The organism is Pseudomonas sp. lyk4-R2A-10, from assembly GCF_030209075.1.
Classification (GTDB): Bacteria; Pseudomonadota; Gammaproteobacteria; order Pseudomonadales; family Pseudomonadaceae; genus Aquipseudomonas; species Aquipseudomonas glycinae.
In genome coordinates this window covers 214,539-231,336 of the sequence record NZ_JARVSR010000006.1, presented here as the reverse complement: position 1 = coordinate 231,336, position 16,798 = coordinate 214,539, and the positions used below count along the sequence as shown (strand labels likewise).

General features: G+C 60.7%; 16 protein-coding genes. 3 read left to right on the top strand and 13 right to left on the bottom strand.

Annotated elements, in window-relative coordinates; all coding sequences use genetic code 11:
* Window positions 1-110: 110 nt before the first annotated feature.
* Window positions 111-833 carry a 1-acylglycerol-3-phosphate O-acyltransferase gene (locus tag QRN46_RS10410; RefSeq protein ID WP_285354612.1) on the top strand — a complete coding sequence of 241 codons (723 nt, stop codon included), beginning with the start codon at window positions 111-113 and terminating at the stop codon, window positions 831-833.
* 134 nt (window positions 834-967) lie between these two features.
* Window positions 968-1,939 (top strand): magnesium and cobalt transport protein CorA, encoded by a 972-nt coding sequence (locus QRN46_RS10405; RefSeq protein ID WP_011333223.1) that lies wholly within the window; start codon window positions 968-970, stop codon window positions 1,937-1,939.
* A gap of 39 nt (window positions 1,940-1,978) precedes the next feature.
* Here the strand turns inward: QRN46_RS10405 and QRN46_RS10400 are convergent, their stop codons facing one another.
* The 3 genes from QRN46_RS10400 to QRN46_RS10390 form a co-directional block, all read right to left on the bottom strand.
* Window positions 1,979-2,701: an amidotransferase gene (locus QRN46_RS10400; RefSeq protein ID WP_007959955.1), complete on the bottom strand. Its 723-nt coding sequence runs from the start codon at window positions 2,699-2,701 to the stop codon at window positions 1,979-1,981.
* Between the two features lie 95 nt (window positions 2,702-2,796).
* Entirely contained in the window at window positions 2,797-4,941 is a 2,145-nt protein-coding gene (locus tag QRN46_RS10395; protein WP_285354611.1) for a 3-hydroxyacyl-CoA dehydrogenase NAD-binding domain-containing protein, read from the bottom strand.
* 17 nt (window positions 4,942-4,958) lie between these two features.
* Window positions 4,959-6,164: an acetyl-CoA C-acetyltransferase gene (locus tag QRN46_RS10390; RefSeq protein ID WP_201820450.1), complete on the bottom strand. Its 1,206-nt coding sequence runs from the start codon at window positions 6,162-6,164 to the stop codon at window positions 4,959-4,961.
* 582 nt (window positions 6,165-6,746) lie between these two features.
* Here QRN46_RS10390 and QRN46_RS10385 point away from each other — a divergent pair.
* A complete protein-coding gene (locus tag QRN46_RS10385) occupies window positions 6,747-7,574 on the top strand; it encodes a c-type cytochrome (RefSeq protein WP_285354676.1) in 828 nt (275 codons plus the stop codon).
* A 14-nt stretch (window positions 7,575-7,588) separates the two neighbouring features.
* Here the strand turns inward: QRN46_RS10385 and QRN46_RS10380 are convergent, their stop codons facing one another.
* The 10 genes from QRN46_RS10380 to QRN46_RS10335 all read right to left on the bottom strand — a co-directional run bounded on the left by QRN46_RS10380 (window position 7,589) and on the right by QRN46_RS10335 (window position 16,540).
* The gene (locus tag QRN46_RS10380) at window positions 7,589-8,398 is read right to left on the bottom strand and encodes a transglutaminase family protein (protein ID WP_007959971.1); all 810 of its coding nucleotides are present in this window, start codon (window positions 8,396-8,398) and stop codon (window positions 7,589-7,591) included.
* Window positions 8,395-9,345 (bottom strand): alpha-E domain-containing protein, encoded by a 951-nt coding sequence (locus tag QRN46_RS10375; protein ID WP_007959974.1) that lies wholly within the window; start codon window positions 9,343-9,345, stop codon window positions 8,395-8,397. Before QRN46_RS10375 ends, QRN46_RS10380 begins: the two co-directional genes overlap by 4 nt.
* 12 nt (window positions 9,346-9,357) lie before the next feature.
* A complete protein-coding gene (locus tag QRN46_RS10370) occupies window positions 9,358-10,767 on the bottom strand; it encodes a circularly permuted type 2 ATP-grasp protein (protein ID WP_039769936.1) in 1,410 nt (469 codons plus the stop codon).
* Between the two features lie 476 nt (window positions 10,768-11,243).
* The gene (locus tag QRN46_RS10365) at window positions 11,244-11,591 is read right to left on the bottom strand and encodes a ribonuclease E inhibitor RraB (protein ID WP_007959978.1); all 348 of its coding nucleotides are present in this window, start codon (window positions 11,589-11,591) and stop codon (window positions 11,244-11,246) included.
* Window positions 11,592-11,801: 210 nt separating this feature from the next.
* Window positions 11,802-12,035 (bottom strand): hypothetical protein, encoded by a 234-nt coding sequence (locus QRN46_RS10360; RefSeq protein ID WP_007959980.1) that lies wholly within the window; start codon window positions 12,033-12,035, stop codon window positions 11,802-11,804.
* 156 nt (window positions 12,036-12,191) lie between these two features.
* Window positions 12,192-13,067, bottom strand: coding sequence for a polyamine aminopropyltransferase (gene speE / locus QRN46_RS10355; RefSeq protein ID WP_285354610.1), 876 nt, complete (start codon window positions 13,065-13,067; stop codon window positions 12,192-12,194).
* 134 nt (window positions 13,068-13,201) lie between these two features.
* Window positions 13,202-13,393 carry a PLDc N-terminal domain-containing protein gene (locus QRN46_RS10350; protein ID WP_007959984.1) on the bottom strand — a complete coding sequence of 64 codons (192 nt, stop codon included), beginning with the start codon at window positions 13,391-13,393 and terminating at the stop codon, window positions 13,202-13,204.
* A 71-nt stretch (window positions 13,394-13,464) separates the two neighbouring features.
* Complete coding sequence (locus tag QRN46_RS10345; RefSeq protein ID WP_011333215.1) at window positions 13,465-13,995, bottom strand: hypothetical protein; 531 nt, start codon at window positions 13,993-13,995, stop codon at window positions 13,465-13,467.
* A 90-nt stretch (window positions 13,996-14,085) separates the two neighbouring features.
* The gene (locus QRN46_RS10340) at window positions 14,086-14,604 is read right to left on the bottom strand and encodes an ankyrin repeat domain-containing protein (protein ID WP_011333214.1); all 519 of its coding nucleotides are present in this window, start codon (window positions 14,602-14,604) and stop codon (window positions 14,086-14,088) included.
* Window positions 14,605-14,701: 97 nt separating this feature from the next.
* On the bottom strand, window positions 14,702-16,540 hold the full coding sequence (locus QRN46_RS10335; RefSeq protein ID WP_011333213.1) for a long-chain-acyl-CoA synthetase: 1,839 nt from the start codon (window positions 16,538-16,540) through the stop codon (window positions 14,702-14,704).
* Between the last annotated feature and the right edge of the window lie 258 nt (window positions 16,541-16,798).

Genomic DNA, 16,798 nt, shown 5'->3' with positions numbered 1-16,798 from the left:
GTCGGAAACATGCGCTTAAACATCGCCCATCTCCAGACTCTATAGCGGCAATTGCCGAAAACAGTGCACATCCGTACACTGCGCCACCTTTTGTCCCGATGGGCCTGAAAATGCTGTTTGTGTTTCGTATGTTATTGATGGGCCTGCACTTTATTCTGGCGGGGATACTCGGAGTGATCCTCGGGCTGTGCCGGCCATTCAATCCGGACAACAGTCGCCTGTGTGCCCGCCTCTATGCACTGCCGGCCATGTGTATTTTGCGTTTGCGGGTGAAGGCCGATGTCGGCCCGTTGTTGAACAAGCCCGACAGCTGCGTGATCATCGCCAACCATCAGTCCAACTACGACCTGTTCGTGTTCGGCAACGTGGTACCGCGTCGTACCGTGTGCATCGGCAAAAAGAGCCTGAAGTGGGTGCCGCTGTTCGGGCAGCTGTTCTGGCTGGCGGGCAATGTGTTGATCGATCGTGGAAACGCACACAAGGCGCGCCAGTCGATGCTGACGACCACCGACACCTTGCAGCACAAAGACACCTCGATCTGGGTCTTTCCAGAAGGCACCCGCAACCTGGGTGAAGAACTGCTGCCGTTCAAGAAAGGCGCTTTCCAGATGGCCATTGCCGCCGGGGTGCCGATCGTTCCGGTGTGTGTCAGCAGCTACATCAAGCACATGCGCCTGAACCGCTGGCACAGCGGGAAAATTCTTATACGCTCACTACCGGCGATTCCTACGGCCGGCCTGACCATGGACGACATGCCCATGCTCATCAACCAATGCCGCGAGCAGATGCGCGAATGCATCGATGCGATGGATCGGCAGCTGCAAGCCGCGTGAAAAAGAAGCCCGCCCTGTGCGGGTTTTCTTTTGCCCGCTGAACTGTGCAGATTTCACTGACTCTCAAGCAGCGACACGGCTAAGCTGAAGCCATGTCTCTCCTGCCATCTGCCAAGAAGAAGTGAATCACCACAATGGGTCGAGTTGTTGCTGCTGCGGTTTACAGCGCCGGTAAGAAAGTCACCAATATTTCCCTCGACGAAGGCGCGGCCTGGGCCGCCAAGACCGGCCACTTCGTCTGGATCGGCCTCGAAGAGCCGAACGCCCAGGAACTCTCCAACCTGCAACGCCAATTCAACCTGCACGAACTGGCCATCGAAGACGCCCTGGAAAAACACAGCCGGCCGAAGCTCGAAACCTTCGGCGACGCGCTGTTCATCGTCACCTACTCGCCGGTGCGCGAACACGGGATTCTGCAGTTCATCGAAACCCATATCTTCGCCGGCAAGGGCTACATCATCACCGCCCGCAACGGTCACTCGGCGTCCTACGCCCACGTCCGCCAGCGCTGTGAGGCGCGGCCATTGTTGCTGGAGCACGGGGAAGATTTCGTACTGTATGCGCTGCTGGATTTCGTGATCGAAAACTATCAGCCGGTGGGCGAAGCGATCCATGCCGAGATTGATGAGCTGGAACGCAACGTATTGTGCAGCGCGCTGAATGAGCACGATATCCAGAAGCTGCACGGCCTGCGTCGCGACGTCCTGCGCCTGCGCCGTTACGCCGCGCCGATGGTGGAAATCGGCGAGGAACTGCAGAAGCTGAGCTTCCCCTTCATCGACAAGAACATGCGACCGTACTTCCGTGATGTGCAGATCCACGTGAACCGGCAGATGGAAGACCTGACCACACTGGCCGACATCGCCAGCCAGACCATCGAAATCGGCGTGTTGCTGGAGGCGTCACGGCAGAGCGTGGTGCAGCGCAAATTCGCTGCCTGGGCGGCGATTCTGGCATTCCCGACGGCGGTGGCGGGGATCTACGGGATGAACTTCCAGAACATGCCGGAGCTGAGCTGGCACTACGGCTATTTCGGTGTATTGGGCTTTATCACGGTCGGCTGCGTGAGCCTGTGGGCGAGCTTCAAGAAATCGGGCTGGCTATAAGAAAAAACGCCCCCGTGCAAAACACGGGGGCGCCTGGATTCAAGCAGCGGTCGGCTTGTGCGCCACAAAACGCATCATCCATTCCGCAACGGTGGTGCCGTGGTGCTGATGTTCCAGACTGGCCACGCCCTTGCTGTACACCTGCTCGCCCAGCGCTTCCTGACGCAGATCCAGCAGCGCCCGCGAGTAGTCGTGAATGAATTCCGGATGCCCCTGGAAACACAGCACCTGATCGTTGATGTGGTACGCGGCGAACGGGCAGAAATCGCTGGAAGCAATCACCGTCGCGTTCTCCGGCAGTGCCGTGACCTGATCCTGGTGGCTGATCAACAGCGTCAGCTCTTCACGCACTGGGCTCATCCACGGTGCCTTGGCCGCCAGTTTGTAATTGTGAATGCCGACGCCCCAACCCTGTGTAGCACGCTCGCTCTTGCCGCCCAGCAGCAGCGCCAGCAGTTGATGGCCGAAGCACACGCCGAGCAGTTTGTCGCCGCGCTCATAGCGGGTCAGCAGGTATTGCTTGAGGGTCTGGATCCACGGGTCAGTGCCGAACGAGTCAGCCTTGCTGCCGGTGACCAGATACGCATCGAAGGTCAGGTCATCACTCGGATAATCGCCCTGCATCACGTTGTACACCGTGAACTCGGCGGCGATCGGCTGTTGCGAGAACAGGCGCTGGAACATCTGCCCGTAACCCTGATATTCATCGACCAGTTCCGGACGCAGGATGTCGGTTTCCAGAATGCAGATGCGTAGCGACATAAAAAATACCTGACACGTGATGGGAATAATGCACACCCCAGAGCCTGCCTTGAAACTACCCGGCAAGGCAAGCCCCGAAATGCGTCCCCAGCCCGTTAGAACAATTCGCCCCTCGCAGCCTTCTCAAGCAGCAACGCTGGCGGTGCGAAACGCTCGCCGTACTGCTCCGCCAGATACTGCGCCCGCGCGACGAAATCCTTCACGCCATATTGATTGATGAACTGCAACGCGCCGCCCGTCCATGCCGCAAAACCGATGCCGAAAATCGAGCCAACGTTGGCATCCGCCGTCGACGTCAGCACGCCCTCCTCCACACAACGCACGGTTTCGATGGCCTGCACGAACAACAGTCGATCACGTACATCCTTCGGTGAAATCTGCCCGTCGGCTTTCTCGAAACGGGTTTTCAGCTCGGGCCACAGATGTTTCTGACCACCCGCCGGGTACTCATAAAAACCGCCTCCCGCTGCCTTGCCCGACCGCTTGTATTCGTTGAGCAGCAAGTCAATCACGGCGAACGCCGGGTGCTCAATCAGCGGTTTCCCTTCTGCTTGAAGGTCTTTGGCCGTTTGCTGACGGATATGGCTCATCAGGCTGAGGGAAACTTCGTCAGAGATCGCCAGCGGCCCGACAGGCATGCCGGCCTTGCGCGCCTCGGTCTCGATCATCGGCGCACTGACGCCCTCACCCAGCATGGCAATGCCTTCATTGGTGAAGGTGCCGAACACCCGCGAGGTAAAGAAGCCGCGACTGTCGTTGACCACGATCGGGGTTTTCTTGATTTGCAGTACGAAATCGAACCCGCGAGCGAGAGTTTCGTCGCTGATCTTTGCGCCTTTGATGATTTCCACCAGCGGCATCTTTTCCACCGGGCTAAAGAAGTGCAGGCCGATGAACTTGCTTTGATCCGGTACCGCAGTCGCCAAGCCAGTGATTGGCAAGGTCGAGGTGTTGGAAGCAATCACAGCATCGGCGCCGACCACCTGTTGCGCTGCCGCCGAGACCTTGGCCTTGAGCTGACGATCCTCGAACACCGCCTCGATGATCAGATCGCAACCTGCCAGATCGGCATCGCTTTCGGTCGGCTGGATACGCGCCAGCACCGCTTCACGCTGCTGCGCAGACATTTGCCCACGAGCGACTTTTTTATCCAGCAGCGCCGCCGAATGCGCCTTGCCCTTTTCGGCAGCAGCAAGGTTGATGTCCTTGAGCACCACATCGATTCCGGCCACAGCGCTGACGTACGCGATTCCCGCCCCCATCATTCCGGCGCCAAGCACGCCCACACGCTTCGTCACATAAGGCGCAAAACCCTGCGGCCGCGAACCGCCGGCATTGATTTCATTGAGCTGAAACCAGAAGGTGCCGATCAGGTTTTTCGAGATCTGGCCGGTGGTCAGTTCGGTAAAGTAGCGGGTTTCGATCAGGTGCGCCGTGTCGAAATCCACCTGCGCGCCCTCCACCGCCGCGCAAAGAATCTTCTCCGGTGCCGGCAACGTGCCTTGGGTTTTGGTGCGCAGGATCGACGGCGCAATCGCCAGCATCTGCGCAACTTTCGGATTGGATGGCGTGCCGCCGGGAATCTGATAACCCTTCACATCCCAACGCTGCACGGCCGCAGGATTGGACAGAATCCACGCCCGGGCCTTGGCCAGCAGCTCATCGCGATCCGCCGCCAGTTCATCGATCAAACCTGCCTGCAACGCCTGCTGCGGACGGACTTTCTTGCCTTCAAGCAGATACGGCAAAGCCTTTTCGATGCCAAGCATGCGCACCATGCGCACAACTCCGCCGCCGCCCGGTAATAAACCGAGGGTCACTTCCGGCAAACCGAGTTGCACCGACGCATCGTCCAACGCAACGCGGTGGTGGCAGGCCAGGCAGATTTCCCAGCCACCGCCGAGTGCCGCGCCGTTGATCGCCGCGACCACCGGTTTGCCGAGGGTTTCCAGGGTGCGCAACTGGCCCTTGAGGGTCAGCACCATGTCGTAGAAGGCCTTGGCTTCGGGCTTGCCGACCTTGATCAGTTCATTCAGGTCGCCACCGGCGAAGAAGGTTTTCTTGGCCGAAGTGATGATCACCCCGGCGATGTCATCTTTTTCCGCCAGCAGTCGGGCGACGCTGTCGGCCATGGCCTCGCGGTACACCGCGTTCATGGTGTTGGCGCTCTGGCCCGGCATGTCGATGGTCAGGAGGACGATGCCGTCCTGGCCTTTTTCGTAACGAATGGCTTGGGTCATGACAGGATTCCTTGGGATCAGAGGCGTTCGATGATGGTGGCGATGCCCATGCCGCCGCCGACGCACAGCGTCGCCAGGCCGTAGCGCAGGCGTCGGGCTTCCAGTTCATCGAGCAAGGTGCCGAGGATCGCGCAACCGGTGGCCCCCAACGGGTGGCCCATGGCGATCGAGCCGCCATTGACGTTGACCTTGTCCGGGTCGACGGCCATGTCCTTGATGAATTTCAGCACCACCGAGGCGAATGCCTCGTTGACCTCGAAAAGGTCGATGTCTTCCACCCGCAGCCCGGCCTTGGCCAATGCCTTGCGAGTGGCCGGCGCCGGGCCGGTGAGCATGATCGTCGGATCGGTGCTGGTGACCGCCGTGGCGACGATCCGCGCCCGGGGTTGCAGGCCCAACGCGCGCCCCTTGGCTTCGGAGCCGATCAACATCAGCGCCGCGCCATCGACGATCCCCGAGCTGTTGCCCGGCGTGTGCACATGGTTGATCCGCTCGACATGGCTGTAGACACGCAGCGCCGTGGCGTCGAAGCCCAGCTGGCCGATCATCTCGAAACTCGGCTTGAGCTTGCCCAGGCCTTCAAGGGTCGACTCGGCGCGAATGAACTCATCGTGATCGAGCAGGATGATGCCGTTCTGGTCCTGCACCGGCACCAACGACTTGTTGAACGAACCGTCGGCCCGGGCGCGAGCGGCTTTCTGTTGCGAGTGCAGCGCGTAGGCATCGACGTCCTGACGGCTGAAGCCTTCCAGGGTGGCGATCAGGTCGGCGCCGACGCCTTGTGGCGTGAAATGGCTGTGCAGGTTGGTTTGCGGATCCAGCGCCCAGGCGCCACCGTCGCTGCCCATCGGCACGCGGGACATGGATTCGACGCCGCCGACCACCACCAGCTCTTCAAACCCGGAGCGCACTTTCATCGCCCCCAGGTTCACCGCTTCCAGTCCCGAGGCGCAGAAGCGGTTGATCTGCACGCCCGCGACGCTGACGTCCCAATCGGCCACCTGCACCGCGGTCTTGGCGATGTCCGAGCCCTGATCGCCGATCGGCGTGACACAACCCAGCACCACGTCATCGACCTGGCTGGTGTCCAGCGCAGTGCGCGCTTGCAAAGCGGTCAGCAGCCCTGCCACCAGGTTCACCGGTTTGACGCTGTGCAGCGAACCGTCGGCCTTGCCCTTGCCACGGGGCGTGCGTAACGCGTCGAAAATCAAAGCTTGGGTCATGACGTCCTCGAACCTGTGCGGTGAGTGAAATTCGTGCTGCCACTGTTGTCTTCACCCGTCATGGATTCAATGACCACAGCGCTCAATGACGTTGACGCGCACGCTCAGACGGACGGTCATCCGTGGCCTGATTAACCGGTTCAGGTGCGCGAGCTGTCTAGCAAACGGGCGGCAAAGAAGCTGGCAATGGGCCTCATGCCTTTTTAATAGCGACTGGTAGCAAATACATACGAAATGGATCTAAGCGAAGCGTGACGCGGGCCCTAAGGTGAAGATGTACGTCGTTGTCGTCGGGTTTTGCCGAGACAGGCGTTCGCTACAGGAAGTGCAGCGCTTGCCGTCATGGATATGCAGGCAGGCATCAGGAAATAACAATAAAGGCGGTCAAGCCATGTTCAAACAACCGAAAGTACGGCAAGCAGGGCTCATTCTTTTCGCCACGACGCTGTTGTTGATTCTGCCGAACCTGACCAAGGTCATCGGCTGATTCAAGTGTCAGGTATTGTTTATCGCCACTGAAAATGCGACTGGCCCGCTACCCGGGCCAGCGTGGCTGTGCCAATCTTTGCGCACTTCCACGACATGGACGGCGATCACTTGAAAACGCTCATTCTATTTGGGGCCGCGCTGCTGAGCATGCCCCTGTCTGCCGCGCAGCTGAACCTGGAGCTGGGCGCGAACACCCGCACCTGGCAGACCGAGGAGTTGCTCAAGCATCCTCAGGTACAAACCCTCACGGTCAAGAATGATGTGTCCTACAAGAAGGACATGACCTATCGCGCCGTGCCGATGGCCGCGCTGCTGACCGGCATCAAACCGGAGGATCACCTGCAAGCCGTAGCGCTGGACGGTTTCGCCGCCGAACTGTCCGCCGCGCCGCTACTGAACAACAAAGGCTCTCGCGCCTGGCTGGCCATCGAGGATCCGGCGCAGCCCTGGCCGCCGCTGTCGGAAGGCAAGCACAGCGCCGGACCGTTCTATCTGGTGTGGACTGATCCGCAGGCCGGCAATATCAGCCCGGAACAATGGCCGTTCGAAGTCGCCAGCATCAAGCGCATGGCGCCAGTGGCCGAGCGCTTCCCTGCCCTGTTGCCGGATCCTGCGTTGAAGGCCGACGACCCGGTGAATCAGGGTTTTGCGTTGTTTCAGAAGAACTGTCTGGCGTGCCATCGCCTGAATGGCGCAGGCGATGCGCAATTCGGGCCGGACCTGAATATTCCGTACAACCCGACCGAATACTTCGGCGCGGACTTCCTCAAGCGCTACATCCGCGATCCGCAGAGTCTGCGTCAGTGGCCGCAGGCGAAGATGCCGGGGTTTTCCGCCGAGGTGTTGCCGGATGCGGATCTGCAGAAACTGATCGGGTATTTGCAGCACATGGCCGGGCGCAAGGTTGCGCCCGCCAAGTAAGCCAACTACGTCGTTTACTGCTGCTGCACCGAGATGATTGGCGCTGGTGTCGGCGACACCAGCACTTTCGCGTGCATCTGCTCTGAACCGCCGCCACGGCGCATCCCGCGCACCGGGCAGGCGTCGAGGTAATCCAGACCCACTGCCAGTTTCAGGTGCCGCTCCGGCCGCGCCAGTTCATTGGTCACGTCAAAGCTGTACCAGGCGTCATCGATCCAGGCTTCGGCCCAGGCGTGACTGGCCAGATGCTCGCAATCCTCGCTGTACAGATAACCCGACACATAACGTGACGGCACCCCGAGACTGCGCGCGCAGGCTAGGAACGCATGGGCGTGATCCTGGCAAACACCCGCCCGCCCGGCAAATGCCTCGGCGGCACTGGTGTCGACTTCGGTGGCGCCCGGCTTGTAGGTCATGTGCTGGTTCAGCCCATGCATCAGGTCGATCAGTGCATTGCGGTCCCGTCGCTGCTTGCAGGATTTCTCGGCAAACGCCCGCAACGCCTCGTCAGCTTCGGTCAGCCGGGTGAAACGCAGGAACGGCAGCGCCGACTGACTCTCGTGCTCCGCTTCGCGCAACTCGTCGATATCGACCTGCCCCCGGGCGCCGATGATGATCGCTTCGTGAGGCTCGTCCATGGTCAGGACGTGCAGAATGTTGCCGAACGGATCGAGCTGGGCGCGCACCGGGCGCGGCAGGTCGAGCTGCCAGCTCAGCACGTGCTGACGCTCGCTGTCGTGGGGTGTCAGGCGCAGGTACTGGATGCTCGCGCGCACCTGATCTTCGTAGTGATAGGTGGTCTCGTGGCTGATGGAAAGTCTCATGCGGCCTCCAGGTAGGAACTGTGAATGGCGTTGCCCAGCTGGCGCACCAGCGGGATGAATTCGGTGAGCCAGGCGTGCAGCCCTTCCTCGAGAATTTCTTGAATGCCGGTGTAGCGCAGACGCGCGTCCATTTCCGCCGCCAGTCGTTGCGCAGGACGACCGTTGGCCCCCGGCAATTGCGCGAGGATCTGGTCGATCTCTTCGGTGCAGGCCCGCAGCGAACGCGGCACGTCGGCGCGCAACAACAGCAGCTCGGCCACATGCCGGGCGCCGGGCGCATCGCGATAGATCTCGGTGTAGGCCTCGAACGATGACAGCGCCCGCAACAGTGCACTCCACTGGTAATAGGCGTGAGCGGTGCCATCGCTGACTGCTTCGGCCTGATCGCCGGCCATTTCGTAACGCGCATCGAGCAGGCGCAACGTGTTGTCCGCCCGCTCGATGAAGGTCCCCAGGCGAATGAAACGAAACGCGTCGTTGCGCATGATGGTGCCGTAGGATGCCCCACGGAACAGGTGCGAACGTTCCTTGATCCACTCGCAGAAGCGACTCATGCCATAACGGCTGAGGCCCTGATTGGCGATCCCGCGAATCTCCAGCCAGGTGGCGTTGATGTTCTCCCACATGTCGGCGGTGATCCGGCCACGCACCGCATGGGCGCTGGCGCGCGCCGCGCCGAGGCAGCTATAGATGCTCGCCGGATTGGCCGCGTCGAGGGCGAAGAAGTGCAGCAAGCGCTCGGCATGCAGCTCGCCGTGGCGTTCCAGGTAATCGTCCAGCGTGCCGGTGATCAGCAGCGGCATCGCCAGTTCGTGCAGACCGTCGCCACGGCCGTCCTGCGGCATCAGCGACAGCGAATAACTGACGTCGAGCATCCGCGCGAGGTTTTCCGCCCGCTCCAGGTAGCGCGACATCCAGTACAGATCCGAGGCAGTTCTACTTAACATGGCAGGCTTCCTTCAATCCTCGACCACCCAGGTGTCCTTGGTTCCGCCGCCCTGGGATGAATTCACCACCAGAGAGCCTTCACGCAGGGCGACACGGGTCAAACCGCCGGGCACGACCCGGGTTTCGCGGCCGGACAATACGAACGGGCGCAGGTCGATATGGCGCGGCGCAATGCCGTTTTCGACAAAGGTCGGACAAGTCGACAGCGACAGCGTCGGTTGCGCGATGTACGCGTGGGGCTTGGCCTTGATCCGCTCGCGGAACGCATCGATTTCCGCGGTGGTCGCCGCCGGCCCCACGAGCATCCCGTAACCACCGGAGCCCTGGGTTTCCTTGACCACCAGATCCGGAAGATTGGCCAGCACGTGGGAAAGTTCAGACGGGTTGCGGCATTGCCAGGTCGGCACGTTCTTCAGGATCGGTTCTTCGTCGAGGTAGAAACGGATCATTTCGGTAACGAACGGATACACCGATTTGTCGTCCGCCACGCCGGTGCCGATAGCATTGGCCAACACTACATTGCCGGAGCGATACGACGACAGCAGCCCCGGCACGCCGAGCATCGAGTCCGGGCGGAAGGCCAAAGGATCGAGGAACGCATCGTCGAGCCGGCGGTAGATCACGTCCACCGCTTTCGGGCCGTCGGTGGTGCGCATGAAGACCTTGTCGTCGCGCACGAACAGATCCGCGCCCTCCACCAGCTCCACGCCCATTTCCCGGGCCAGGAACGCATGCTCGAAAAACGCGCTGTTGAACCGACCCGGCGTCAGCACCACCACACTCGGGTCGTCGATCGGGCTTGAGCTTTTCAGGGTGTCGAGCAGCAGGTTCGGGTAATGGTCGATGGGAGCGATGCGCTGGGCCGCGAACAGTTCGGGGAACAGGCGCATCATCATCTTGCGGTCTTCGAGCATGTAGCTCACGCCGCTTGGTGTGCGCAGGTTGTCCTCGAGCACGTAATAAGTGCCGTCGCCGTCGCGCACCAGATCGACGCCGGAGATGTGCGAATAGATATCGCGGTGCAGGTCCAGCCCCTGCATCGCCAACTGATATTGCTCGTTGGCCAGCACCTGTTCGGCGGGAATGATCCCGGCCTTGATGATGCGTTGCTCGTGGTAAAGGTCGGCGAGGAACATGTTCAGCGCCTTGACCCGCTGGATGCAGCCGCGCTCGACGATCCGCCATTCACTGGCCGGAATGCTGCGCGGAATGGTGTCGAAGGGAATCAGACGCTCTGTCCCCTGCTCGTCCCCGTAGAGCGTGAAGGTGATCCCGGCGCGATGGAACAGCAGATCGGCCTCGCGTCGCCGCTGGGCCAGCAGCTCGTCAGGCGTTTCGGCCAGCCAGCGGGCAAACTCCCGGTAATGCGGGCGGATCTGGCCGCCGGCATCGTACATCTCATCAAAATAGGTGCGGATCATGCCGTACTCCTTGTCACTCCGGACATACAGGCCTTCGCAAGGCCCGTGCCATCGGCATAAACGCTTTGATTTCAATCGGTTGGATATTCACGCCACACGTACCGCACCATTCCTGTGCGGCAAATGCCCCAACCTGATCGCCCCCGCCTCATTGCGACGCAGTCCCGTCGCCTATCACCAGCATAGTCAGAGTTGATTTCACTGCCCGTCGGCGGCTGCGGATAATCCGCGCATCCGCTGCAAAAACGTCGCTGACGAAGTACGCAGCCTCACTGTTCCGGCTTGCCCTGGCAGCCCTCCCGGCCGTAACCCTGACCGGTTTCCTCTCCTTCCGGTCTTCCCTTTCAGCCACCCCCTCAGGTGGCTTTTTTTTGCGCCGGATTCTTGTTTCAGGGTTTTGCCATGAGGCGTTCAGGGGCAGAAACGACAACGGCCGACCCGAAGGTCAGCCGTTGCTCGACGTGTTGCGAGAGTGATCAGTTCAAACGGTGCCGGTTGCGGATCTCCTGTTTCACGCCCCAGCCTTCGATGATGCCGCCCAAGGGCTCGACCACCGCCGAAAAGCCCTGCTCGAAATCGCCAATGTCGTCGTAGGTTGCGTACATCACCTTGCTCAATTCCAGAGACCAGGCGCCGTCGTCGCGCGCACTGACCTGGGCATTGATGGATTCACCGCGAAATTTGCCTGCCGCCCTGCGTGCCCGCTCCTCGTCCGGGAAAATGGCGTAGAACTCGATGGGATGGAATCGGGAAAAATCGAAACCGCCTTCTTTCATGCGGCGCAGCACACTGCTGCTGATGTCTTCTTGATAGGCTGTGCTCATGAATCGTCCCCCTCGCATAGATGGATAGACTTTCCGTATTCCCTGCACTGGCCCACAGGGCCCGGGTGCTTACGGCAACCGCGTTGCCGGCGGGAAACAAGCATGTAGCTGACAAGACCAGACCTTAGCGATCCGTTCGCTGATCTCGCTTGCAGAGTAGCCCCAAGATAGAGCCGCTGCCAAGGCCTGGTACATGAAGAAAATGAAGATTCAGATTGGGGTGATGCTGCGGATTTCGATGCTGTTCTGGGTTTTCAGGCTTTTTACGCCGGCATCGGCGGTGCGCCCTTCCAGATCGTTCAGGTCAAGCTCGGCGGCGACTGGCAGCAATCGTTCCTTGATGAGGCGAGCTGCCCGTTCATGACTGGGGCATTCCTCGCACTCGAAGACTTCGTCGATCGTTTCACCATGATCGTCCACGAAAGTGACTTTCCACTTTGACATCGGAGCCTCCTCGATCAAACCCGCAAATGGGCTTACACCTATCTCGACTTTTGTCAGGATTGATCGTTCAAAAGGTTTACACCGATGCAACATGAAAAAAGCCGAGGCCGGCGTGTTTTCGCACACCGGCCTCGGCTTTTTCTGACCCGCGAATGATCAGTCGTTGCTTGGCTTGTTCACCGCTTGCAACACGTACTGCGGCAAGGCGAAAGCACCAATGTGAATTTCCGGGTTGTAGTAACGGGTAACGATGCCGCTGCCGATGAAGCGCTGTTGCAGAATTTCACGGCTCAGCTTGCGGTAGGCCGGGTTGGTCGAGCCCCAGGCAAAGGTCATCGAACCGCCGATGTAGGTCGGGACGGCTGCCTGATAGAAGTGCCAGTCCGGGAACAGGCTGCGCAGGCGACCGGCAGTGGTTTTCACTTCTTCGATCTGCATGAACGGCGTGCCGTTCTGGGTCACGAGGATGCCGCCCTCGTTCAGGCAGCGGTGGCAGGCCTGGTAGAAGTTTTCCGAGAACAGCACTTCGCCCGGACCGATCGGGTCGGTGGAGTCGGAAATGATCACGTCGAATTTTTCAGTGGTGGTGGCGACGAAACGCATGCCGTCGTCGATCACCAGGTTCAGGCGTGGATCGTCGTACGCACCGCTGGAGTGGTTCGGCAGAAACTCTTTGCACATGTCGACCACGGTGCCGTCGATCTCGACCATGGTGATGTGCTCGACGCTGGCGTGTTTGGTCACTTCGCGCAGCATGCCGCCGTCGCCGCCGCCAATGATCAGCACGCGCTTGGCGGTGCCGTGGGCGAGGATCGGCACGTGGGTGAGCATTTCGTGGTAGATGAACTCATCGGCTTCGGTGGTCTGGATCACGCCGTCCAGCGCCATCACCCGGCCCATGCGCGGGTTCTGGAAAATCACCAGGTGCTGGTGTTCGGTGCGCACTTCGTGCAGCAGTTTTTCCATGCGAAAACGCTGGCCGTAGCCTTCGTAGAGGGTTTCCAGGTATTCGCTGGTCTTGGTGACGGTCATGGTGAAGTGCTCCGATGAATGCGCGGGCGCCAATCGTCAGGTTCGATTGCCCGGGAAAGGCGCGCATTCTACGTTGCCGAAGATGACAGGTCGAACCTCAGTTCATCGGCCCGACCCGATCAGGGTGCGAACGGTCAGATCCGCACGTTGCCCCGCGGCCCGGCAATCGCCCAGATGATCAGGCCCAGCACCGGCAGCAGGATGATCAGCAGCACCCAGAGGATTTTCATCCCGGTCTCGGCGCCGCTTTTCAGCACATTGATGATCGCCCAGATGTCGAGCGCAAGAATGATCAGGCCGACCAGGCCGTTGAACGTGGAACCCATGGTGTCGCTCCAGAATAGTGGCATGCACTTTTAGGATAGACGGTCGCGCACAGGGTTCCCTTTTATTGCATTCAGACGTGAACGGCGACCTTCAGGGCTTCCAGCGACGGCGCGGCGGCAATGCCGACTTCGGCGCACAGTTCCAGCACGCGCGGCACGTCGTTGCCGTAGACCAGCACCACTTGCAGCTCGTCGTCGAGCAGCTGGCTGAAGTTCATCAGGGTGTAACCGCCGTTTTCCTTGTTCAGGCTGCTCATCTGCACCTGGATGCGGTTGAGCGCGGTCAGCGCCTCGGTCTTGGCCAGTTGCTTGGGCTTGAGGTTGAACTCGACGCCCGGGCCGAACGAAGCCACGATCTGTGCGAACAGGTCAACGTAGGTGTCCGCCTGAAACAGTACGGTCTCGGGCAGGCTGCCGACCACCACCCATTCGCCCAGCGGAATCGGGAAAGTGTCGTCGTAGTTGATGTCCGGGTTGGCGGTCAGAAAAGCATCGGCATCGGCGTAGGCCTGCGCCGCTTCGTCAGCGACCTTCAGGATCTCGTCTTCGCCCATGCAGCCGGAGCTGATTTTGCTGATGAGTTCGGCGAGTGCGGCTTTCATGGGAGCGGATCCTGTGGCGAAGAGAATTTTGAGGGCGCGAAGGATAGCGCATTCTCGCCTTCGCCACAGAACGGGTTCCGGCCAGCGGCTTCAGCCCAGCAGTTTTTCCAGCTGCGCGGTGGTGTCCACAGCGCCCATGGTGCGGGCCGCGTCCAGCGCGGTGATGCCGTTGGCATCCTTGGCTTTCGGATCGGCGCCCTGGTCGATCAGGTAGTCGACGATTTCAACCCGGTTGAACATCGCCGCCATCATCAACGCCGTGCGTCCGTCGAAAGAGGCACCTTCAATCTGCGCCCCACCTTCGACCAACGCCTTGACCACGGCCAGGTCACCCTTGAACGCCGCGCCGGCAATCGGGCTTTGGCCGTTGCCGTTACGTTGTTCCGGGTCGGCCTTGTGCTTGAGCAACACTTGCACCGCGTCCACATGCCCGTAGTAACTGGCGAGCATCAGCAGGGTGTCGCCCTTGCTGTTGGTCAGGTTCACCGGCAGACCGGCAGTGATCAGGCGATCCAGCATTACCGCATCGCCCTCACGCGCCTTGTTGAATACCTGCTCGGTGAATTCGGCGGCTTCTTCTGGGGTCATCTGGCGGCTTTGGTCGGACATGGGGCAACTCCACTTTCGGTCGATCGGAAAGCCGATAGTTTCCCGAGCGCGGCGATAGCTGTCATCCCCTTTTTTCCGAGACCGCCGATAGCCAATATCAATAACGGAACTTGCCTGCCCGGATGTCCGCAAGGATTCCATCCGAGACCTGCACGTAGGTTTCTGTCCCTGGCAGCCAGGCATAAATCGGGTCATCGCCTGTCTGGCGGGGATCGAAGCCTTCGTTTTTCAGGCGCGTCTTCTGGTATTTGAAGGTGCCGGTGGTTTCCATTTTCACCTTGACCCGTAAGAACAACGGCACCGCGTAGGCCGGCATACGCTGGCGGACGAAGGCCAACAGTTCGGCGAAATCCAGGGTCGCCAAAGACTCGGCCGGGGTGATCGCCGCCATCCCGGCGCGACCGTTGGTGTTGGGGATTTCCACACCATAGGCCACGGCTTCGGAAATGTGCGGATGTTGGAGCAGCAGGTTCTCGACCTCGGTGGTCGAGACGTTCTCTCCCTTCCAGCGGTAGGTGTCGCCGAGGCGGTCGACAAACTGTGCATGACCAAAACCGATGTTGCGCAGCAGATCGCCGGTATTGAAAAAGCGATCCCCTTTGATGAACACGTCCTGCAGCACGACTTTGGCGGTTTTCTGCGGATCGGTGTAGCCGTCCAGCGGCGCCTTGTCGTCGATCCGCGCCAGCAGCAGGCCTCGCTCGCCCCGACCGACCTTGCGCATGAACCCGTCAGCGCCACGAATCGGCTCGCCGCTGTCCTGGTCGTAGGCGACCAGTTCCCAGGCCATCAGCGAGAAGCCGATGGTGTTGTCGAAATTGAGGATGTTGGTGAAGCCAATATTGCCGTCGCTGGCCGCGTACAGCTCGCAAATGTGATCCACGCCGAAACGGGTCTTGAACTCGGCCCACGCGCCGGGCCGCAGGCCGTTGCCGATCATTTTGCGCACGTCGTGACGGCTGTCGTCGGCGCTGAGCGGCTGATCCACCAGATAACGGCACAACTCGCCGACGTAACCGATGGTGGTTGCGCGGTAGCGGCGCACGTCGCTCCAGAACTGGCGGGCGCTGAACTTGCGGCGAATCGCGAAACCCGAAGCGCCATTAACCGCCGAACCCCAACACACGCAAAGCCCGGTGGCGTGGTACAGCGGCAAGGTGCAATAGACGATGTCGTCCGGGCGCATGTCGAGGGCGATCATGCCGAAGCTCGCCGAACTGCGCATCCAGCGGCCGTGCTTGAACACGCCGGCCTTGGGCAAACCGGTGGTGCCGGAGGTGTAGATGTAGAAACAGGGGTCGTCGAAGAAAATCTGCCGGCTGCTGGCCGGGTTGTCGCCCGAGGCGTCGGCACTGGCGCTGATCAGGTTGATGTAGCCCTCGGGCGCGATGCCCGGATGGCTGAAGGTATCCTGATCGGCGACGAACCAGGCGCGCGTTGCCGGGATCGACACTTGCTCGCGTACCGCCGCAAATGCCGGCAGCAGTTCCTCACCGACGACAATCGCCGCCGGCGTCACCAGATTGATGCTGTGGATCAGCGTATCGCGGGTCTGCGAGGTATTGAGCAGCGCGCTGACGGCGCCGACCTTGGCCAGGGCCAGAATCGTCACCAGCAGTTCCGGGCGGTTCTCGATGAACACCGCCACCACATCGCCCTTGCCGATACCCTGGCCGATCAAATAGTGGGCAATGCGGTTGGCCCACTGGTTGACCTGTGAATAACTCAGCACCACCTCGCCCGACAGCAGCGCGGGGCCTTCGGGATTGCGCAGGGTCGCTTGCTCGAATGTCCAGCCCAGGCCACAGGTTTGGGTCGGATCCTTGACGTTGGCCACCTTCATGCCTTTCACCACCCGCGGGATGGCTTTGGCAATCATCGGCAGTTTGCGGAGCATCATGCCCCAGGTAATCGTGTCGCTCGGCGCGTGGCGCATGGCAGCTCCCGTTCGACCTTGACGTGCAGGCCGGATTTTTATTGTCGGGCAATCGGGTGAGGCAACCGGCGCTTCTCGAGCGGGGGTCGTGGCCGAAAATACGTCAGGGCTTCGCGGGCTGTACACGCGGTTTTTGCAATGTTTTGTATCCGCCAGCGCTATATGGCGAAGCGGGATTGCTGCCGGACGGAATGGTTCCATCGGATCGACAGCGATCCCGCAAAATGCAGGATGCACGATGGCCATTCATGCAGATTG